Source organism: Streptomyces sp. NPDC026589, from assembly GCF_040638385.1.
Classification (GTDB): Bacteria; Actinomycetota; Actinomycetes; order Streptomycetales; family Streptomycetaceae; genus Streptomyces.
In genome coordinates, this window is sequence record NZ_JBEZYG010000021.1 from 59,042 (window position 1) to 79,042 (window position 20,001).

General features: G+C 71.6%; 20 protein-coding genes. 4 read left to right on the forward strand and 16 right to left on the reverse strand.

Going from position 1 to position 20,001, the window contains the following annotated elements; genetic code table 11:
- Window position 1 precedes the first annotated feature (1 nt).
- Window positions 2-940 (forward strand): hypothetical protein, encoded by a 939-nt coding sequence (locus tag AB0F29_RS30295; protein WP_361878572.1) that lies wholly within the window; start codon window positions 2-4, stop codon window positions 938-940.
- On the forward strand, window positions 937-1,926 hold the full coding sequence (locus AB0F29_RS30300; RefSeq protein ID WP_361878575.1) for a DUF3152 domain-containing protein: 990 nt from the start codon (window positions 937-939) through the stop codon (window positions 1,924-1,926). Before AB0F29_RS30295 ends, AB0F29_RS30300 begins: the two co-directional genes overlap by 4 nt.
- 258 nt (window positions 1,927-2,184) lie before the next feature.
- On the opposite strand, the gene AB0F29_RS30305 is transcribed toward AB0F29_RS30300, so the two are convergent.
- From AB0F29_RS30305 to AB0F29_RS30350, 10 genes are all read right to left on the reverse strand, one after another.
- Window positions 2,185-3,183, reverse strand: a complete 999-nt coding sequence (locus tag AB0F29_RS30305) for a sporulation-delaying protein SdpB family protein (protein WP_361878578.1) — start codon at window positions 3,181-3,183, stop codon at window positions 2,185-2,187.
- Window positions 3,165-3,797, reverse strand: coding sequence for an SdpA family antimicrobial peptide system protein (locus tag AB0F29_RS30310; protein ID WP_361878581.1), 633 nt, complete (start codon window positions 3,795-3,797; stop codon window positions 3,165-3,167). Before AB0F29_RS30310 ends, AB0F29_RS30305 begins: the two co-directional genes overlap by 19 nt.
- The gene (locus tag AB0F29_RS30315; RefSeq protein ID WP_361878584.1) at window positions 3,794-4,480 is read right to left on the reverse strand and encodes a hypothetical protein; all 687 of its coding nucleotides are present in this window, start codon (window positions 4,478-4,480) and stop codon (window positions 3,794-3,796) included. Before AB0F29_RS30315 ends, AB0F29_RS30310 begins: the two co-directional genes overlap by 4 nt.
- 20 nt (window positions 4,481-4,500) lie before the next feature.
- A complete protein-coding gene (locus tag AB0F29_RS30320) occupies window positions 4,501-4,887 on the reverse strand; it encodes an SdpI family protein (RefSeq protein WP_361878587.1) in 387 nt (128 codons plus the stop codon).
- 412 nt (window positions 4,888-5,299) lie between these two features.
- Window positions 5,300-6,016 carry a hypothetical protein gene (locus AB0F29_RS30325; protein WP_361878590.1) on the reverse strand — a complete coding sequence of 239 codons (717 nt, stop codon included), beginning with the start codon at window positions 6,014-6,016 and terminating at the stop codon, window positions 5,300-5,302.
- Window positions 6,017-6,102: 86 nt separating this feature from the next.
- Window positions 6,103-6,249: a hypothetical protein gene (locus tag AB0F29_RS30330; RefSeq protein ID WP_361878593.1), complete on the reverse strand. Its 147-nt coding sequence runs from the start codon at window positions 6,247-6,249 to the stop codon at window positions 6,103-6,105.
- A 72-nt stretch (window positions 6,250-6,321) separates the two neighbouring features.
- The gene (locus AB0F29_RS30335) at window positions 6,322-6,972 is read right to left on the reverse strand and encodes a hypothetical protein (protein ID WP_361878596.1); all 651 of its coding nucleotides are present in this window, start codon (window positions 6,970-6,972) and stop codon (window positions 6,322-6,324) included.
- Window positions 6,973-6,986: 14 nt separating this feature from the next.
- Window positions 6,987-8,186, reverse strand: a complete 1,200-nt coding sequence (gene mqnC / locus AB0F29_RS30340; RefSeq protein WP_361878599.1) for a cyclic dehypoxanthinyl futalosine synthase — start codon at window positions 8,184-8,186, stop codon at window positions 6,987-6,989.
- 72 nt (window positions 8,187-8,258) lie between these two features.
- The gene (locus AB0F29_RS30345) at window positions 8,259-10,298 is read right to left on the reverse strand and encodes a protein kinase (protein WP_361878602.1); all 2,040 of its coding nucleotides are present in this window, start codon (window positions 10,296-10,298) and stop codon (window positions 8,259-8,261) included.
- 329 nt (window positions 10,299-10,627) lie between these two features.
- On the reverse strand, window positions 10,628-11,509 hold the full coding sequence (locus AB0F29_RS30350; RefSeq protein WP_361878605.1) for a menaquinone biosynthesis protein: 882 nt from the start codon (window positions 11,507-11,509) through the stop codon (window positions 10,628-10,630).
- A gap of 342 nt (window positions 11,510-11,851) precedes the next feature.
- Here AB0F29_RS30350 and AB0F29_RS30355 point away from each other — a divergent pair, with 342 nt between their 5' ends.
- A complete protein-coding gene (locus AB0F29_RS30355) occupies window positions 11,852-12,055 on the forward strand; it encodes a cold-shock protein (protein ID WP_003984261.1) in 204 nt (67 codons plus the stop codon).
- Window positions 12,056-12,180: 125 nt separating this feature from the next.
- Here AB0F29_RS30355 and AB0F29_RS30360 read toward each other — a convergent pair whose 3' ends face one another.
- The 6 genes from AB0F29_RS30360 to AB0F29_RS30385 all read right to left on the reverse strand — a co-directional run bounded on the left by AB0F29_RS30360 (window position 12,181) and on the right by AB0F29_RS30385 (window position 18,856).
- The gene (locus AB0F29_RS30360; RefSeq protein WP_361878608.1) at window positions 12,181-13,011 is read right to left on the reverse strand and encodes an ATP-binding cassette domain-containing protein; all 831 of its coding nucleotides are present in this window, start codon (window positions 13,009-13,011) and stop codon (window positions 12,181-12,183) included.
- The gene (locus AB0F29_RS30365) at window positions 13,008-14,024 is read right to left on the reverse strand and encodes an ABC transporter ATP-binding protein (RefSeq protein ID WP_361878816.1); all 1,017 of its coding nucleotides are present in this window, start codon (window positions 14,022-14,024) and stop codon (window positions 13,008-13,010) included. Before AB0F29_RS30365 ends, AB0F29_RS30360 begins: the two co-directional genes overlap by 4 nt.
- 82 nt (window positions 14,025-14,106) lie before the next feature.
- Entirely contained in the window at window positions 14,107-14,958 is an 852-nt protein-coding gene (locus AB0F29_RS30370) for an ABC transporter permease (RefSeq protein ID WP_361878611.1), read from the reverse strand.
- A complete protein-coding gene (locus tag AB0F29_RS30375) occupies window positions 14,955-15,902 on the reverse strand; it encodes an ABC transporter permease (protein ID WP_361878614.1) in 948 nt (315 codons plus the stop codon). Before AB0F29_RS30375 ends, AB0F29_RS30370 begins: the two co-directional genes overlap by 4 nt.
- Before the next feature lie 6 nt (window positions 15,903-15,908).
- Entirely contained in the window at window positions 15,909-17,606 is a 1,698-nt protein-coding gene (locus tag AB0F29_RS30380) for an ABC transporter substrate-binding protein (RefSeq protein WP_361878617.1), read from the reverse strand.
- The gene (locus AB0F29_RS30385; RefSeq protein ID WP_361878619.1) at window positions 17,603-18,856 is read right to left on the reverse strand and encodes a C45 family peptidase; all 1,254 of its coding nucleotides are present in this window, start codon (window positions 18,854-18,856) and stop codon (window positions 17,603-17,605) included. Before AB0F29_RS30385 ends, AB0F29_RS30380 begins: the two co-directional genes overlap by 4 nt.
- Window positions 18,857-19,053: 197 nt before the next feature.
- On the opposite strand from AB0F29_RS30385, the gene AB0F29_RS30390 reads away from it, so the two are divergent.
- The gene (locus AB0F29_RS30390; protein WP_026290973.1) at window positions 19,054-19,944 is read left to right on the forward strand and encodes a MurR/RpiR family transcriptional regulator; all 891 of its coding nucleotides are present in this window, start codon (window positions 19,054-19,056) and stop codon (window positions 19,942-19,944) included.
- The last annotated feature ends 57 nt before the right edge of the window (window positions 19,945-20,001 follow it).

Below are 20,001 nucleotides of genomic sequence, written 5' to 3' on the forward strand. Positions count from 1 at the left end.
CATGATCCCTGAACCGCACGAGCACCTGCCGCCCCGCAGCCACGACGAAGAGCTGTTCCGGGACGCCCTGCGACGGACCGTCGACCCACTGTCCCTCCAGCCCGATCTCGTCCCCGACGCCGTCCGGGAGGGGTGCCGGCGGCGGGCCAGGACCCGGGCGTTCGCGGTCGCGGGCACCTTCGTCGCGGTCACCGCCGTGACCCTGGGCCTCGCCGTGCTCGGCCCCTGGCTGCTGGCGGGACCGGACACGGGGCCCGCCGCGCCCGCCGGCCCGTCCCTCTCCCTGCCCGCTGCCACTGCCACCCCGTCCCCCCAACGTACGGAGCCACGCCCCGAGATGCCGAGCCCCACGTCCACCCCCGTGCCGACGGAGTCCGCGGCCGTTCCCGCGACACCCCCCTACTCGACGCCCTCCCCGTCGGTCCCGCCCGGCCTCGGCCCCGAGGAGGCCCAGCGGCTGGCGGACTTCCGGCAGTGGGCGGCCGGGGCGCTGGACGCCCTGCTGCCCGCGTCGGTCGGGACGGTCCTGCCGGTCGGCGAGGACCCGGAGAGGTACCAGGCGCGGCGCGGCTCCATCGTGCACGCCGTCCGCCTGTCGGTGCGCCCGGAGTCTGGGGGCCCGGCGCCGGGTGGCCCGGCGCCCGCCTGTCGCGACATCCCGGAGAAGGGGCTGACCTGCGAGGGCCTCACCCTGGACGACGGCACGCCCGCCCGGGTGTACCGGCAGCCCGCCGAGGGCCGAACGGGAACGGAGGTCTCCCTCCAGTACCGTTCCGGCCGCAGCACGGTGGCCCTCTCCGTCTCGCCCGCGCCCTCCGGGGCGGGCGGTGCTCCCGTCACCGCCGGGGACCTCGTCCGGGTCGTCCAGAGCCCGCGGTTCCGTGAGCTGATCGCGTACGCCGACGAGAACCCGGTGGAGCGGAGCGGGGCCGCCTCGTGACGCGCCGCCGCCCCACGGGCACCCTGCCGCGCGCGTACGGGGAACCGGACCGCGACGAGGACACGTTCCGGCTGCGCGTGCCGCCGCCCCGGGCCCCGGGGCGCGCACCGGGCCGCTCGCGGTCGGCGGCCCGCTCCCGGGTGCGCCGCAGACGCCGCAACCGTCGCCGGGCGGCCTCGCTCACCGTGCTGGCCCTCGTGGTCGTGGCGGGCGCGGCCCTGGTGGTCGGCCGCCCCTGGCAGGACGGGGGCGGCCCGGCGGACGCGGCGGCGCCGGGCTCGTCCCGTACGGCCCCGGCGGACGGACCGGACAACGCGTCGGAGCCGCTGGAGGACCCTCCGCCGTCCACTCCCCCGCCGTCCCCGAAACCCTCCGCCTCGGCCTCGGCCAAGGACAAGAAGGACGACGACGTCCGGGCCGAGGACATCCCCGCCTCGGGCCCCGGCACGTTCACCGTGGCCCGTGCGGGGGTCGAGGCGAAGGGCAGGGGCAGCGCGTACCGGGTCGAGGTGGAGAACGGCAGCGGCGTCGACCCCGACCGGGCGGCCGAGGAGATAGCCGCCGTTCTCGCCCACCCGCGCGGCTGGGGCCACGGCGGCGAACAGTCGTTCCGCCAGGTCGCCGACGGACCGGCCGGGCTGGTGATCAAGATCGCCACCCCGGCGACCACGGACCGGATCTGCGGCGAGTACGGCCTGAGGACGCGCGGCGAGGTCAACTGCCGGGGCGGCGAGAAGGTGATGGTCAACCTGAAGCGCTGGCAGCTCGGTTCACCGCAGTTCGACGGGCCCGTGGCGGAGTACCGGGCGCTGATCGTCAACCACGAGGTCGGCCACTGGCTGGGGCGCGGCCACGAGACCTGCCCGGGGAAGGGGCTCCCCGCTCCCGCGATGATGCAGCAGATCGACGGATTGAAGGGCTGCGTCGCCAACGCCTGGCCGTACGACACGAAGGGACGCTACCTGGGCGGCCCGAAGGTGCCGTGACCTGCGGTGCCCCCGTACGGAGCCGGCTCCGGCCTCGACTCCGGCCTGAGAGCCTGTCGGGCGACCTCCGACAGGCTCTCAGCTTGCTCGTTATGGCCTGAGTCGGTTTCGTTCGGTCATGCCGGCGGGTCGTCTCACGGTCTTGCCCACGTCGTAGCGGGTGGCGGGCCGCTGGTTCTTCGAGCCGAGCGGCCTGCCTGGTCCGGGTGTGCACTGCGATGATCAGCCAGGCCCGGCGCCCGCCACGGAACTTCGAGGTTACGCTCCGATTTTCACCGCGTCGGCCTTGTCGGCCGGCTCAGGATCCGCGGGTGCGGAGGTGGGACCACCCGGGACGGGGCCACGAGCGCGCGCAAGCGTGTCTTTCACTCGTGGAGCATGCTCGTCGATACCTCTGGAAGCCGCGCAGATCACCGCCCCCACCATGACGAATCCGAAGGAGACGATCCCGAGCTGCAGGATGATCAGGAGGTGGAGGCACGTACTGATAGCTGCGGCAATCGCCTGCCGGGATCCGCGCCGCAGGAGAAGAAACGCAATCAGGGACTCTCCGAGAATCGTTCCCCATGCGGACAGGAGGGCGATGAGGGTAACGCTCGTCGCCCACCGGAAGAGATCGGCGAAAAGGCCGCCTGCCCCGAAGTTCTCCATGCGTGCGACATAGTATGTCGCACTGCCTTCCGCCCACTGGTCGACGGGCAACTTCGCCAGAGCGCTGTTGAGGTAGATGTACGCGACCTGGATGCGCACACCCCACCAGCCGGCCCAGGCGATGCCTTGCCAGACCGATCCTTTCCCCTCGTCATTGTCCGACTTCTGCCAATGCCACGTCCGCCTGTCGTTGGCGCAGGCCAGAATGAGGAAGAAGGTGACGACCTGCGCGACGGCGTCGCCGCCGTCGGGCAGTGATATCGACTGCCCGACAGAAAGGGACGTCCAGAAATGGAGTACCGTCGTGTAGCGGGGAAGGATGCCGCTCGCAATTATCAGGAGAAAAGCCAGGACGAGAAGGTTGAGGAGTTGTCGATCCGTGGAGTCGGCCAGGCAGTACAACGAGAGGGCCTGGACCGACGTTGAACAGTCGACCTTTATCTCGTCCGCACCCACCGGAACGAAGAGGTAGGAGGCCGGCGTGAAGATCATGATCGACGCCTGGGCAAGCGCGATCGTCGACCTGCCCGCACCGAGCGCACGGGACTCGGCGGGGAAGTGCCGGAGGGCCCGTTCCATCGAAGTGACTAGTTTCTTCGTGAGCACTTCGCCTCCACAAGAGCAGCCCTCTTGTCGAGCCGCCACCCCTCATACTTTTCGCGGAACTTCCACGGGACGGGCCTCGTCTCCACGAGCACCAGTCTCCCGCAGAGGGTGGGAACCGGCGACGAGTTGGTGACAGGGACAGGCGCCGAAGACCCGGCGACCACCGCTGGACAATCCCCTTCCGTCTCCTCGCAGTCCTCCCACTCCTGCACCTGGTTCGCCATACTGGCCACCTCGGGTCCCTGAGCACGCTGACGTCGCGTGAGACCGTAGAGGTTGTCCGAGCGCGAGTTGGGCAATTGCGCCGCATAGCCGACACCGTCGTCAGACACGACGTACGGGACGAACTCCGGATCATTCGGAGGTTTCGTGAAGAATGCCCAGCTCTGGGGCAGAAACCTTGCTGACAGTGACCGGAGATCACCTCCGTCGCGCGTGGAGAGTACGTTGCTCGGGAGCGAGAAAAAGATCGATCCAGCCAGCAGAACTCCGACCAGGAGAATGCCGCCCGTAGCGGAGACCAGGGCCGATACCGAGCGACTCGACTCGACCCCTTCCCTCCCGGTGGCCCGCTCGTCGGCGTTCCGCTCGGTGGTCGCCGGGCCGTGACTCACGTCAGCGCGGAGGTGAGGGCTTCCACGAACGCGTCGCGCTCGATACCCGAGCCGGTCGGGCTGCCGTCCTCGAGGTACCACGTGACGACCACGAGGGTCGCCAGGGCGTTGGTGGCAACCCCGGCATTCGTGTACGCGACGGCGTTGGCGGCACCCACGGCGTTCACGTAGATGGCCACGTTCGCACCCATCCAGAACCAGCCGGCCGGCTGGGCCTCGCCGTTGGGCGTCGGCTCGGCGGTTTCCTCGACCCACTTGTTGAAGGAGATCGAGAAGTCACGGAGGGCCGCGTCGACGCGCACGGGGTCGCCGGAATAGAACGGCACCGCCACCTGCTCATGGAACCCGGGGTGAGCAGCCAGGAACTGCGTGATGATCTGGTTCAGTGCCTTTTCGTCGGTGTGAGGCTTGTCGGGGTTGAATCCGAGCATCTGCTTCAGCTCGGGGTTCGCGTCCGCGATCGGGCCCTGGGCAGCGAGCAGCAGCTGGAGAAGCTCGGCATCGGTGTACTTGACGGTCCCCTGCGCCGTCACCTTGAGCTGCGCCTTGCCCGGCGCGGTAGCTTCGCGCCCGTCGGCGGCGAAGGCGGTGTGGGTGGTGACACCGCCCGCCACGAGGATGGCACCGGCAGCCACCGCGACGACCGTGTTTCTCGATCTGAACTTCACGTTGTCCTCCGTCATACAGCTCGGTGCGAGCCGAGCTATCTGTCTGAATGGCCGACTGCACGTGCAGCCGAATTCGCCTTGATCGCTGCTGCGGTGAGAAGTGTGAGAACTCCTACCAGCCCGGCCGACGGAACGATGATGACAGTCGCATTCACGGTATCGCTCAGCGTGAACGCCAGGCCGAGTGCCAACGAAATGACACCTGTGACATAGGCGGTCAGGAAGGTTACCGTCAGCATCGGAGCCGCGGAGGCGTGCCCTGCTTCCCATGCGCGGTCGGAGGACATCGTCGCCTTGGTGCGAATTCCTATCGCAGAATTACGTTGGATGCTGCCGCTCGCGACTTGGCTCTTCATGTAATGAATCACCGCACCCAGCGCCATCAACCCCGCGCCGAAAGTGAATCCCGCGACCGGATCCATTGCTTTTCCTCCAAGAGCGTAGATCGGCGCTCCCCGTTCGGAGAGGCCTCCCCCTACCGGCAGGGATCAGATCGCCTGCCAACACGCCAAATTCTCCCCCACCCCCCGCATATGCCCGAACCTCAAGCGGGGCATTGCAGTGTTGCGAGAGTAACGTGATCGTTTGAGGTAGTTGAAGATCGATTCAAGACACCCGCGATAGATGTATGGCGCATTACAGGTGGTTTGCATCCTGCACCGGTTCGGGAGGAAGCCCGCAAGTGCCTTAAATTTGTCAACCATGCTCAATCTCGGCCAATGGGGACTCTTCTGACGCCGGGTGGGAGGCTCCGGCTTCTGGGCGATCCCCTTCTTCAGCGCCTTGACCTGCGTGGACTCCTCCGTGGTCGACCCGGAACGGCTCACTCGCAGTTCAGGAGGACGGTGCGTCCAGGTTCGGCTTCCGCCTCACCTCAGTCACGGACACGCTCTCGTCTTCGGGGGCGCCGAAGGGTTCCGCGATCACGCCTGTTCCGGTGCCGATGACTTCCACTGCCAGGCCGGAGCCCATGAACCGAAGGTCCACTCGGGCGCGCGGGTCGCCGCCGAGGTCGGGCATCTTGTGGACGCGGTCGGAACGGTATCCGGCGGCGACAATGGTCTGCTGAAGTGTGCTGTAGGTGGTGTGCGGCTCTCCGGCGGCTTTGGTGGTCAGGCGCTCGGCGTGCTTGGCCGCGGCGCACATTTCGGTTTCGCCGAGTTCGACTTCCCGTGGTGGGCCGGACTGCATGGGCTTGTCGGGCATCTCACCTGACTCATCGACGGGGATGGGTATGTCGCCGTTCGCGTCAGGTGTCCCGGCGGGCTTGTCGGTGCGGGGGGCTGCACCGCTGGGGATGCCGCCGGGCAGTGTCCCGGGATCTGGTACGGCGCCGCTGCCGCTGGGGGCGTCGGGGGAGCATTGGCGCGCGAACTTGTCGAGGATGTCGAGGAACTGCTTCTCGGTGGGCTGCCGGGCGGGTGAGGCGGAGACCTGGGAGCCGGCCGGGGTGGTGGATGTGGATGAGGCTGTCTGGGTGCCGCAGGCGGTCAGGGCGAGGGAGCCCGCAGCCGCTATGACGACGGACGCAGTGAAGCGAATTGATGGCATGGATGAATCTTTGCCACACGCTCACATGGGGCACATGAGTGCGCGTACCCATGGCTTGATCACGGGCGGGTGACGTCCGGGTCGGATCAGGCGAGCTTGGTACTGGTCATGACGGGGTGGTTCTCCCGGATCAGGGCCGGCCGCTGCCGGAGGTCCTCCACGATCGCGCGGGCAGAGGCCGTCACCGGGCGGCCGTCAACGGTCGTGGTGGAGACCTGTACGCATGCGGTCATGGTCGCGAGCCTACGGAAGAGGTCCCGCCGCGGAGTCGGTTCGCCGCGGGCCCAAGCGTGCCGGCCCCCGCCTCAGCGGGCGCGGTGCACGAGTCGCCCTCCGAGGACCGTCGCCACGCAGGCGCGTGCGCCGTCCGCGCGCAGGGCCGCCTCGTCGGGTACGTCGAAGACCGCGAGGTCCGCCCGGCCGCCCACGGTCAGCGGGGCGCCCGCCGTGCGGGCCAGGTCGCCGCCCGTCGCGAAGGGGTCCAGGTCCGGCGGGCCCGCCTGCGGGGGCTTCGGCGGGACCCGGACCAGGCCCGACCGGGCGACGGCCGTGCGCAGCGCGGGTTCCTCCGCGTCGGGGGAGCCCGCCAGGTGCGTCGTGCCGTGGCGCAGCATCCGCTGGAGCCCGCGACGGACGGAACCGGCCCGCCTGGCCGTGTCCATCGTCGCCGCCAGCCGCTCGTACTCCTCGCCGGACAGGGGGAGTTCACCCAGCTCGTCGGCTTCTCGGGGGTCGGGGTGGTAGCAGCGGGTGAGCAGCTCCCGGGCCCGGTCCTGGCGCAGTCCTGGCGTGAGGAGGCCGGGCCAGCGGCGGACCCGGGCCGCCGGGTGCGCGGCGACGACCTCCTCGTACGGGCCGAGGGCCGCGATCCGCTCCCCGTCCACCGCGACGGCGCCGTTCACGACGGCCGCCGCGCCCACCGGGAGGACCAGGGGCGCGGCGTGGATCGTCAGCACGGGAAGCCGAGGCCCTAGTTGGCGTTGAGGAGCTTCAGCTCCGGGTGGGCCGTGCCGCCCTCGATCGCCGTGGAGGAGATGTGCGAGACGACGCGCTCGTCGACCGGGTCCATCGCCGGGTCGTCGTGCACGACGAGGTGCTCGTACGTCGTGGCGCGCTGCGCGGGGACCCGGTCCGCCTTGCGGATCAGGTCGATGATCTCCAGCCGGTTGGAGCGGTGCTTGGCGCCGGCCGAGGAGACGACGTTCTCCTCCAGCATGATCGAGCCGAGGTCGTCCGCGCCGTAGTGCAGCGACAGCTGGCCGACCTCCTTGCCGGTGGTCAGCCAGGAGCCCTGGATGTGGGCGACGTTGTCGAGGAAGAGCCGGGCGATGGCGATCATCCGCAGGTACTCGAAGAGCGTGGCCTGCGTCTGCCCCTTCAGCTTGTTGTTCTCCGGCTGGTAGGTGTACGGGATGAAGGCGCGGAAGCCGCCCGTACGGTCCTGGACGTCCCGGATCATCCTCAGGTGCTCGATGCGCTCGGCGTTGGTCTCGCCGGTGCCCATCAGCATGGTGGAGGTGGACTCGACGCCGAGGCCGTGCGCGATCTCCATGATCTCCAGCCACCGCTCGCCGGACTCCTTGAGCGGGGCGATCGCGGTGCGCGGCCGGGCGGGCAGCAGTTCGGCGCCGGCGCCGGCGAAGGAGTCGAGCCCGGCGGCGTGGATCCGGCTGATGGCCTCCTCGGCGGAGACCTTCGAGATCCGGGCCATGTGATCGATCTCGGAGGCGCCCAGCGAGTGGATGACCAGCTGCGGGTAGGCCTTCTTGATCGCGGAGAAGTGCTCCTCGTAGTACTCGACGCCGAAGTCCGGGTGGTGCCCGCCCTGGAACATGATCTGGGTGCCGCCCAGCTCCACGGTCTCCGCGCAGCGGCGCAGGATGTCGTCGAGGTCGCGGGTCCAGCCCTTGGCGGTGTCCTTGGGCGGGGCGTAGAAGGCGCAGAACTTGCAGGCCGTCACGCACACGTTGGTGTAGTTGATGTTGCGCTCGATGATGTACGTCGCGATGTGTTCCGTACCGGCGTAGCGGCGGCGGCGTACGGCGTCGGCGGCGGCGCCCAGCGCGTGCAGGGGCGCGGACCGGTAGAGGTCGAGCGCCTCCTCCGGGGTGATCCGACCGCCTTCGGCGGCTCGGTCGAGGACGGGCTGGAGGTCGGCCTTCTCGGTCACCGGGCTGTCACCTTTCGGCGGTTTTATTGACGTTCCTCGGACCGATCCAGCGTACGCCAGCCCTTGACGCCGTCAGCCGCCGGACCGGGTGAGCTTGCCGTACGGGAGGCCCGCGGCGCGTTCCTTCGAGCGGTAGTCCAGGGTGCCGTCGCCGGCGAGGCGGAAGACCACGTCCGCCTCGGTGCTGGTGCACAGGCCGGGCGTGCTGGGGCGGTCCGGGTCGGTGCGCTCGCGGATGTTCAGCTCCTTCGCGGTGCCGGAGGCGAGGGTGCCGACGCTGTTGCAGGTGACGGTGAGGCCGAGCTGGGTGATCGTCGTGCTCATCCGGACGACCTGCTCGCCGCGTTTCCCCGCGGTGAAGACGGCGGTGAGCGTGCCGTGCGGCTGGCCGGTCGTCTTCTCGGTGACCGGCCCCTTCCAGGTGCCCGGATACGCCTTCGGCAGCTCGCCGACCGGGGCCCCGCTCGCGTCGGCGGACTCGGCGGGCGTCGGCTTCCCGGAGTCGGGCGGAGAGGCGGAGCCCGAGGGGGTCGTCGCGGCGCCGTTGCCCCGGTCCCGGTCGGCGTCGCCGCCCGGGAAGAAGCCGTCGAGCAGGCCCGTGCCGAGGGTGACGACCGCGAGCGCGCCCGCCACCGCCAGGGCGACCGTGCAGCTGACGCGGCGGCTCCGGCGCTCCCCGGGGGTCTGCCGGTTCTCGGCGCTGACGGTGAGGGAGAGGCGGGGGTCGCCGACGCGCCGGTCCGGCAGTCCGTGCGCGCCGTCGCCGCCCTGGCGGTAGGTCCCGGCGTGCCTGGGGGGCGGGGGCACGGTGGAGGCGGGTTTCGCGCGCGGAGGCGTCGGGGGCGAAGGCGGGGGCGGGGGCGGCGTGCCGTACGCGTCGTCCTGCGGATGCGGCGTGCCGTACGCGTCGTCCTGCGGGTGCGGGATCCTGTACGGCGCGTCCTGCGTCGCCTCCTGCGGTGCTTCCTGCGGTGCTTCCTGCGGGCGCGGTGTGCCGTACGGGGCCTCCTGCCGCGCCGCTTCCTCTGGGCGCGGTGTCCCGTACGGGGCTTCCTGCCGCGCCGCTTCCTGTGAGCGGGGGGTCCCGTACGGCGCTTCCTGCGGGCCCGGGGCGGGCGGGCCGAACTGACCGCCCCTGCCCGGTGCGGCCGTTCCCGGGAACGCCCCCAGTGACGCGCTGCTGAACGGCACCGGCCCCGACCGGTCCGGCGCGTCCTGCGGTTCCAGGTCGAGCAGCGCCACCGCGGACCGGCTCACCTCGCGCACCAGGCCGCCCGGCAGCCAGCCGCCCGCCACCATCGCCGCCGCCCCGCCGGGGGCGAGCACCCGGGCGAGATCGGCCGGGGCGGGGCGGGCCTCCGGGTCCTTGGCGAGGCAGCCCGCGACCACTTCGAGCAGTTCGCCCTCCAGGTCGCCCAGTTCGGGTTCCTCGTGGACCACCTTGTAGAGGAGTACGGCGGAGGAGTCGCCCGGGAAGGGGGCCGCGCCCGTCGCCGCGTACGCGAGGACCGCGCCCAGCGAGAAGACGTCGGCCGCGCCGGAGACGTCCCGGCCCCGGATCTGCTCGGGCGCCATGTAGCCGGGCGAGCCGACGGAGACCCCGGTGGAGGTGAGCGAGACGGTCGCGCCGAGGGCCCGTGCGATGCCGAAGTCGATGAGGCGGGGCCCGTCGAGGGCGAGCAGCACGTTGGACGGCTTCACGTCACGGTGGACGATGCCCTGCCCGTGGACGACGGCGAGGGCCTCGGCGAGCCCCGCGCCCAAGGTGCGCACCGCGTGTTCGGGCAGCGGGCCGTGCTCGGTGATCGCCTGCGAGAGCGGCGGCCCGGCGACGTACCCGGTGGCCACCCACGGCACCGGGGCGTCCGGGTCGGCGTCCAGGACCGGGGCGGTCCACTGGGCGCCGATGCGCCGGGCGGACTCCACCTCGCGCCGGAACCGGGCGCGGAACTGCTCGTCGAGGGCGAAGTGGGGGTGGACGACCTTGACCGCGACCGTGCGCCCGCCCGCGCTGCGGCCGAGATAGACCCGGCCCATACCGCCCGCCCCTAGCCTGCCGAGCAGCCGGTAGGAACCGATGGTGTGCGGTTCGCCCGCTTCCAGCGGCTGCATATGGACTCCCCCTGTGAACCCTGCGGACGGTGAACCCGTGGACGGTAAACCCGGTGGACGGTCCGGACCCGGACCGAAGCCTAGGGGGCGCCAAGGGGGCGGTCACCGGGAAACGGCCGGACCATTCCCCCTTCTCCGGTCAGGAGGGGATCTTTTCGCCCCGGGGAAAGGCGCGAATGTGTTGTTGCAGGGCCTCTCCCGCCCATTCCCTTTGCGGTACGGACCCTTTGCGGGTACGGAAAGGGAATTCCCCTCATTCTCCGGTTCAGCCGCCCGGCCGCGCACTCGCCGGGTCGCCCGGCCGCTCAGCCGCTCAGCCGCTCAGCCGCTCAGCCGCCGAGCAGCTCCACGTGGACGTCGGCCGGGTAACCGGTGTCCCGCCCCGTGCGGCGGGCGAACTCGCGGACGCCGGCCAGCTGGTCCGGTCCGAAGCGGAAGTCGAGCGTCGTGAAGTACCGCTCCAGCACCTCCGCGTCGAAGGCCTCCCAGCGGGCCGCCTGCTCCGCGACCTTGGCGACCTCCTCCAGGGAGAGGTCCCGGGAGGCCAGGAACGCCTCATGGACCTGCGCCGTCCGTTCGGGGTGGGCGGCGAGGAAGTCCTTGCGGGCCGCCCAGACGGCGAAGACGAACGGCAGCCCCGTCCACTCCTTCCACATCTGGCCCAGGTCGTGGACCTGGAGCCCGAGCCGGGGGGCGTCGTGCAGGTTGGCGCGCAGCGCGGCGTCGCCGATCAGCACGGCGGCGTCCGCCTCCTGCATCATCAGGCCCAGGTCGGGCGGGCAGGTGTAGTAGTCGGGGCGCACGCCGTAGCGCTCTGCCAGCAGCAGCTGCGCCAGCCGCACCGAGGTGCGGGAGGTCGAGCCGAGCGCCACCCGGGCCCGGTCGAGCTGCTCCAGCGGGAGCTGGGAGACGATCACGCAGGACATGACGGGCCCGTCGCAGCCGACCGCGATGTCGGGGAAGGCCACCAGGTCGTCCGCGTTGCGCAGGTACTCCACGAGGGTGACCGGGCCGATGTCCAGGTCCCCCCTGATCAGCTGCTCGCTGAGCCGCTCCGGGGTGTCCTTGGACAGCTCCAGGTCGAGCAGGGTTCCCGTCCGCGCCAGACCCCAGTACAGCGGGAGGCAGTTCAGGAACTGGATGTGGCCGACGCGGGGCCGACTGCGACGGTCGTCGTCGCCTTCACGGGGGGAGACGGTTGAATTGTCCACATCGCGAGGCTAGACCCGCAGCCGTCCGCGAGCATCACCGGGGCCGCGCGCCCCGTACCGCGCCCCGTCCCGCGCCCTGCCCGCACCCCTGTCCGCACCCCGGCCCACGCCCCCTTTCCGGGGCCTCCCGCCGGAGCCCGATGAGGGCTGTCAAACATTCGGGTGAAGTGATCTTTCCCTCTACCGCTCGCCGGAGACTGCGTGCTAGGCTCGCCCGCAAGTTGCAGTTTGGTTTCCCTTGCAGTACAGAGCCTGCGGAGCATGTAACCCGCAGGCTTTTGTAGTTTTCAGACTTGTTTGCAGGTTCTGGAGCAGGGCAACCCTTTGGCCCAAGGAGGGCTTATGGCTACCGGAACCGTCAAGTGGTTCAACGCTGAAAAGGGCTTCGGCTTCATCGCCCAGGACGGCGGCGGCCCGGATGTCTTCGTTCACTACTCCGCGATCAATGCCTCCGGGTTCCGCTCTCTCGAGGAGAACCAGCAGGTGAACTTCGACGTCACTCAGGGACCCAAGGGTCCGCAGGCTGAGAACGTCACCCCGGTCTAGTTGCCCGGGTCGGTCGATCGCGGCCGTACATAGCAGTGCCCAAGGAGCCCCGCTCCCCCGCTTCGGCGGAGGAACGGGGCTCCTGCCTGTGTACGACCCGGATCGTCTGTGGACGACCGGACCGGTCAGGCCACGGCGGACCGGGCGGCGACCGCGTCGGCCGGGTCCCAGCCGGCGCGCGGCACCGAGGCCAGCAGCAGCCGGGTGTAGGGGTCGCTGGGGTCGGCGAGCACGTCAGCGGTCGGGCCCTGTTCGACGGCCGTTCCCCGCCGCATCACGACGACCTCGTCGGTGATGTGCTGCACCACCGCCAGGTCGTGGCTGACGAAGACCAGCGCGACCCCGGTGTCCCGGCGGATCCCGTCGAGCAGGTGCAGGATCTGGGCCTGGATCGACACGTCGAGCGCCGCCACCGCCTCGTCCAGGACCAGCACCTTCGGGTCGACGGCGAGCGCGCGGGCGATGGCCAGGCGCTGCCGTTGCCCGCCGGAGAGCGCGTGCGGCAGGGCCTCGGCCTCGCGCGCGCCGAGGCCCACCCGGTCCAGCAGCCCGTCGGCCAGCTCGGCCGGCCGGCCGTGCAGCCGCAGCGCCGTGGTGAGGCAACGGCGGGCGGTGAGCCGGGGGTCGAGCGAGAGGTAGGGGTCCTGGAAGACCATCTGGATCTCCCGCGCGCGGGCCAGCCGGGCCGCCCTGCCGCGCGGGGCGGCGAGTCCCCGGGCCCGGCCCTCGACCCGGACCGTTCCGGCGTCCGGGCGGACCAGGCCCACCAGCATCCGGGCCACGGTCGTCTTGCCGGAGCCGGACTCCCCGACGATCCCGAGCGAGCCGCCCGCCGGGACGGTGAAGCCGATGCCGTCGGCGGCGGTCAGGCGGCCCTTGCCGGGCAGCGGGTACGTCTTGCGCAGCCCCTCGACCGCTAGCAGCGGGGAAGGGTCCTGTCCTGGGGAGAGCGTCATCGGCCGGTGCCCTTCCGCACGGTCTGCTGCTTCGGTGTTCGCGGTACAGGGACGAGTTCGGGCAGTCGGCGGCAGGCGGCGGAGCCCGTACCGCCGTCCGCGAGGGCCACCGGCTCGGGCCGCCAGGTCACGCACTCCGGTTCGGCGTCCGGACAGCGCTCCGCGAAGGAGCAGCCCGTGAAGGCGTCGGCCAGCGACGGCGGCTTCCCCGGGATCGGGCGGATCTCCCGGTGCTCCTCCCCCAGCGTCGGCGAGCAGGCCAGCAGCCCCCGGGTGTAGGGGTGGCGGGGCCGCTCGAACAGGTCCCCGGCGGTCCGCTCCTCGACGACCCGGCCCGCGTACATCACGTACACGCGGTCGCAGTAGGCGGCGGCCAGGTGCAGGTCGTGGGTGATGAAGAGCAGGCCGAGGCCGCGTTCGGCGCGCAGGGTGCGCAGGAGGGCGAGGATCTCCGCCTGGGTGGTGACGTCCAGGGCGCTGGTCGCCTCGTCGGCCAGCAGCAGCCGGGGCTCGGCGGCGAGCGCCCCGGCGATGACGACGCGTTGGAGCATCCCGCCGGAGAGTTCGTGCGGGCGCTGGCGGACCCGGCGCTCCGGTTCGTCGAGCCCGACGGCGTCCAGCAGCTCGACCGCGCGGTTCCGGGCGGCCGCTCCGGTCACCCCGGTCCCGGCGGCGGCGAGCCGCTCGACGAGGAAGTCGCCGATGCGGCGGACGGGGTTGAGGGCGGCGCGCGGGTCCTGGTGGACCAGGGCGACGGTCCGGGCCCGGTGGGCGCGCAGCTCCTCGCCGCGCAGGGCGAGGACGTCGCGGCCCGCCACCCGTACGGAACCGTCGAGGGCCGTCCCTTCGGGGAGCGTACGGAGGGCGGCCTTGGCGGTCGTGGACTTGCCGGAGCCGGACTCGCCGACCAGGCCGACGACTTCGCCGCTCGCGACCCGCAGGGACACCTGGTCCAGGACGGGCCGGGCGGTGCCGGGGAGGCGGAGGGTGAGGTGGTCGATGTCGAGGAGCACGGTGTCACTTCCTGCTGCGGCGTGCGCCGCTGTGTCGTGTCCCGGTGCGGCGAGCGCCGCTGTGTCGTAAGGCATGGGCTTCCTACCTCCCGTTGGCGAGTCGGTCGGCGGCCCGGACCCCGACGACGTTGAAGGAGACGACCACCAGGGCGATGGCGATGCCGGGCACCAGGGCGGGCAGCAGCGCTCCCTGGACGACGGCGGCCTGTCCCTCCTGCACCATCAGCCCCCAGTCGGAGCTGGGCGGCTGGGCGCCGAAGCCGAGGTAGGAGAGCGTGGCCAGGGACATCAGGGCCTCGCCGAAGAGGACCACCAGATAGCCGATGACGGAGCGGCCGAGGTTGGGGACGAGGTGGAACGCGCAGATCCGCAGGCCGCCCATGCCCTGGACGCGGTAGGCGTCGATGTAGGGCTTGCGCCGTTCCCCGATGGCCACGGAGCGGGTGTACTTGGCGACGGTCGGCGTGTAGGCGAGGCCGAGCGCCAGCACGGAGGTGGTCATTCCGGCGCCGAAGACCGCGATGATCAGCACGGTGAACAGCAGCCCCGGGAACGCGTACATGACGTCGGTGAGCCGGGAGATGACGGTGTCGGCCCAGCCGCCGCGCCAGGCCGCCAGGGTGCCGAGCGCGATGCCGAGGACGGCGGCGATGGCGAGCAGGAGCGCCGGGGCGACGAGGCTCGTGCGGGCCCCGTACAGCACCCGCGACAGCAGGTCCTGGCCGGAGGAGTCGGTGCCCAGGAGGTGGTCGCCGGTGGTCCCGGCGAGCGAGGCGGAGAGGTCGATGGCGTCGGGGGCGTACGGGGCGATCAGCGGGGCGAGGAGGGCGGCGAGCACCACCAGGCCGAGGACCGCGCCCGCGAGGATCGCCCCGTAGGGGCGCCGGGCGGCCGGGAGCTCCACCGGGGTGGGGGCCAGGGTCGGGGCGGTCATACGGCGGCCTCCTTCACGCGCGGGTCGAGCAGCGGGTGGACGAGGTCGACGAGGGTGGTGACCACGATGTAGCCGGTGACCATGAGCAGCAGGACCGCCTGGGCGACGGGGAAGTCGTGGGTGTTGATCGCGCCGACGAGCAGCGAGCCGATGCCGCTGATGCCGAACGCGGTCTCCACGACGACCGTGCCGGCGAGCATCCCGGCCATGACCAGGCCGCACATGGTGACGATCGGGCCCAGCGCGTTGCGCAGGATGTGGCGGCGGACGATCTCGCGCTCGGGGATGCCGGAGGAGCGGGCGGCTTCCACGTGGTCGGCGGCCCCGGCGTCGGCCATCGCCTGCCGGGTGACGCGGCTGATGATGGCGAGCGCGCCGAGCGCCAGCGCCAGGGCGGGCAGGGTCAGATGGTGCAGGGTGCCGGTGAAGCCCTCGCCTCCTCCGGTGACGGGGAACCAGCCGAGCTGGACGCCGAAGACGGCGGCGAGCGCGATGGCGGAGACGAACGAGGGGACCGAGGCCGCCAGCGTCGTACCGCCGACCACGGCCGAGTCGACCCAGGTCCCGCGCCGGACGGCGGCGAGGATGCCCGCGCCGACGCCGAGGACGACGAAGAGGACGGTCGCGTACGCCACCAGGGCCAGGGTGGTCGGGAAGCGGGCGACGAGCAGATCGGCCACCTGGTCGCTGTATTTGAAGGAGCGGCCGAGGTCGAAGTGGAGGCAGTCGCCGAGCCAGCGGCCGTACTGCACGACGAGGGGTTCGTCGAGGTGGTACTGCGCCCGGACCAGCTCCAGCTTCTCCGGGGTGAGTTTGTCGCGGCCGCCGGCCAGGAAGACGGCGGGGTCGCCGGGGGCCGCGTACACGGCGGCGAAGATGACGAAGGAGGCGGCGAGGAGGGTGGCCAGCAGTCCGGCCAGCCGCCGGGAGATCCGGGCGAGCATCGCGGGTCAGCCCTTCTTGGCGCCGAGGTCGGCGGCCCAGGGGTAGTAGAGGTACGCCATGGAGGCGGGCGGTCCGGTCAGCTTCTCGTCGAGGACGAGGACGGAGGGGACCTGGGCGACGGAGATCCAGACGGCGGCGTCGGTGAACTTCTTCTGGACCTCGGCGGCGAGCTTCGCGCGCTCGGCGTCGTCGAGGGTGGCGAGCGCCTTCTTGACCGTGGCGTCGTAGGCGGGGTCCGCGAAGCCGACCCAGTTGTTGGAGGAGCCGGTGAGCGCGTTGTCGTAGAAGCCCATCGGGTCGGCCTTGGAGATGTACCAGTCGCCGACCAGGACGTCGATGCCGCCGCGGGCCTCGGGGTCGCTGTAGAACTGCTCGAACTGGGCGGTGGGCACGGTCTTGATCTGCCCGGTGAGTCCGATCCGCTGGAGGGCGGCCCGGACGGCGTTGGCGACGACGGTGCGGCCCTGGCTGGCGTCGGTGCCGATGACGATCGGGGTGGCCGCGTCGGCGCCGGAGTCCTTCACCAGCTTCTTCGCGGCGGCGATGTCCTCGGCGTCGGGGCTGGCGGGGGCGACCGGGTCGGCGGCGCGCTGGGCGGCCTCGAAGACCGGCTTCTCGTAGCCCCAGGCGCCGGAGCCGACCGGGGTGGACCAGGGCTGGACCATCCCGCCGTAGCCGGAGGCGGCGATGCCCTTGCGGTCGAGTGCGAGGGAGAGCGCGCGGCGCACGGCCGGGTCCTTCAGTCCGCCGCGTGCGGTGGGGATGAGGACGAGAGAGGAGGTGGAGGGGCCGTAGTACTGGGTGATGCCCTTCTTCCCGTCGAGGGCTGCGGCGGTGTTGGGCGATTCGGCGTACGCGCCGTCGGCGGCCCCGGTGGTGAGCGCGTTGACCAGGGCGCTGTCGGTGGCCCAGCGGAAGGTGACGCGCTTCGTCAGCGGCGCCTCGCCCCAGTAGCCGTCGTAGCGCTCGATGGTGATGGAGTCGCCGGACTTCCAGTCCGCCAGCCGGTAGGGGCCGGTGCAGGCGTCGGGCTGTCCGGGGGTGCCGAAGTCCCGGCCCGCCTTCTCGACCTGCTCCTTGTTCCAGACGATGCCCGCGTCGCCGGCGAGCGCCTTGAGGAAGAGGGCGTCGGGCGCCTTGAAGGAGAGGGTGATCTCGCGGTCGCCGGTCTTCTTCATGGACGCGACGTTCTCGAATTCATCGCCCTGCTCCATGTCCGGGTCGGCGTGCCGCTGAAGGCTCCAGAGGACGTCGTCGGCGGTCATCGGGGTGCCGTCGTGGAAGGTGACGCCGGAGCGGAGCTTCAGGACGAGGGTGGTGTCGTCGGGGGTTTCGACGCTCTCGGCTAGGAACGGCTTCGTCGTCATGTCCGGCTGGAGCTGGTAGAGCCGCTCGCAGACGTTGGTGAGGACGACCCGGCCGGCGCTGGAGCCCTGGGTGTCCAGGTCGAGGGAGTCCGGTTCGTCCTCCAGGAGCCAGCGGGCTTCGGCGAGTTCGCCCTTGGCGGCGGCCGTGGTCGGGGTGAGGGTGAGCCGCCCGGCGTCGGCGGCGGAGCCGCTGCCGGCGGGCTTGGTGGCCCCGCTGCACCCGGCGGCGAGCAGGGCGGCGACGACGGCTGCGGCGACGGGGACGGTACGGCGCGGGGCGCGGCGGTCTCCGGTGGCGGTCGGACAGGAGGAGGCGGTGGGCGTGCGGTGGGTCATGGCTGGGTTCCTGTCGGTTCCGGGCCGCCGTGCGGGCCGTCGTAGAGGTTCCAGGGAAGGTGCTGGTACTCGCGGTCGCAGGGGGTTCCGGCGGTCACGTGGTAGTCGCCGGTGGTGAGGTCGGCGAGGGAGGAGACGAGGGTGGTCCAGTGCTCGACGGCCGGCCGGCGCGGGTCGGGGTGCGTGCACAGGGACTCGGGGTGGCCGAGGTGGTCGGACATGGCCCGGCGGATCAGCTTCCGGGACTCCTCGGGCCCGGTGGAGTGGCGCAGGGCGGCCAGGCCCTGTTCGGCGCGGGGGACGCGGACCAGGGAGTCGGAGGACATCGGGCGGTAGCCGGCGGCGGCGAGCGGGGCGGGGATACCCGCCTGGTAGTGGTTGCCGTGCACCAGCAGGCCGTCGGTCGGATACATCCAGCCGTGCCCGGCGGGGGTGGTCTCCAGGTCGATGGCGAAGCCCTCGCGGCAGGTGAGCAGGGCGTTGCTGGCGATGTGGGCCCGGGTGCGGCAGAGCACGTCGAGGGCGTCGGCGATGTTGTCCTGGTCGAGGACGGTACGGCGGACGACGGTCTGGGGCAGGCCGATCCGGTCGTCGAACCGGCCGCCGAGGCCGTTGGCGTTGAAGGCGATCCCGGCGGAGTTGGCGCCCTGGCGGCCGATCTGTCCGGCCTCCACCTGCATGATCAGGGTCGGCTTGGGCGGCTGGACGATCCGGATCATGACGACGGTGTCGGCGACCCCGGCCCGCCAGTCCCAGTTCTGCCCGGCGTAGACGTGGCCGTCGCCGCTGGCCGGGCCGTACGCGGCGAACGAGGTGCAGCCCTCGGCGGGTTCCTCGTCGGCCGGCTCCTCCCCCGGCCCGTCGGCGGCGATCTCGGCGAAGGACTTGTCGTAGATGACCTCGCCCCGGGCGTTCAGCGCCAGGACGTCCAGGAGGTCCGCGCCCGCGCCGTCGGCGATGCCCCGCATCTCCTCGACGAGGTGGGGGGCGTAGGCGCTCACGGGCTCCAGCCAGCGGGCGGCGCGGGCGGTGACCTTGTCCCAGGTGAGCCCGGCGGAGCGGCCGAACGCCTCCTCGTAGTAGCCGAGGGCGGCGTGCAGTTGGGGCCGGACGGCCTCGCCGTACTGCCGGCCGCGCTCCAGCGGGGAGCCGGAGATCTCGATGACGGGGAGGATCCGGGCGGCGGAATCCGTGGGCGGGGGTGCGGAATCCGTGGGGACGGGGGCGGATTCCGTGGGAAGGGGTGCCATTCTTCTCCTCGCGACGGAACGCTTCGACGACCGACGGACAGGGACCGGAGACCGGGCCCCGGGAAACGGGAGACCGGGAACCAGGAACCGGGAACCGGGAGCCGGCACGGTCCTGTAACGTCGATTTCAGAATGCGTTCCCTTTGGAACGTTCTGCCCAGGACAGTAACGCCGGTCACACGGAAGTCAATGCTTGTAATGGAAATTCCAGAGAACGAGACCGGAGTGACGCGCCTCCGTGCTGCCATTCGTGACCAATGGAACGATCTGTCCACTTCGGAACGGGCCGTGGCCCAGTACCTGGTGAGCGCGCCGGTCGAGCAGCTGCTCTTCGCCAGCGCGCAGCAGCTCGGCGCGGCCAGCTCCACCAGCAACGCCACCGTCGTACGGGCCCTGCAACGCCTCGGTTACGCGGGCCTCCCGGCGCTCAAGCGGGAACTGGCCAACGACTTCACCTCGGCCGTCGCCCCCGAGGTGCGGCTCAAGCGGCGCATCGCGCACGTGGGCCAGGACCTGGACTCCATCTGGACCGATGTCTTCGACGAGGCCCAGGAGCGCATCGACCAGGCCCGCCGGCTGACCGGCCCGGACTCCCTGAAGCGGGCGGTCGCCGTCCTGGCCGAGGCCCGTGAGGTCTTCGCCTACGGGGTCGCCGCCTCCGAACCGGGCGCACGGCACCTGGCGTTGGCGCTCGGCCGGATCGGCCGCCGGGCCCGGGCCGTCTCGGAGACCGGGTTCGCGCTGGCGGATCAGCTGCTGGCGCTCGGGCAGGGCGACGCGGTGGTGATCTTCCAGCCGGGGCGGCGGCTGATGGAGCTGTCGGTCCTGATGGAACGGGCCCGCTCGGTCGGCGCGAAGGTGGTCCTGGTGACGGACGAGCTGGGCGAGGCGTACGCGGACCGGGTCGAGGCGGTGCTCACCGCGCCGCACACGCCGACCGGCATAACGGCGGAGTCCCTGACCGGGCTGCTGGTGGCGGACGCGCTGCTGCTGGCGCTGGCCACCCTGGACGAGGACCGGGCCGTCGGCTCCTCGCACCAGCTGACCGCCCTGCGCGAACAGCTGCTGGACCCGAAGCGGCACGGCTAGCGAGCGGAATGGCTGGCGAGCGGAACGGCCGAGAGCGCCTCCGACGAACCCCGCCCC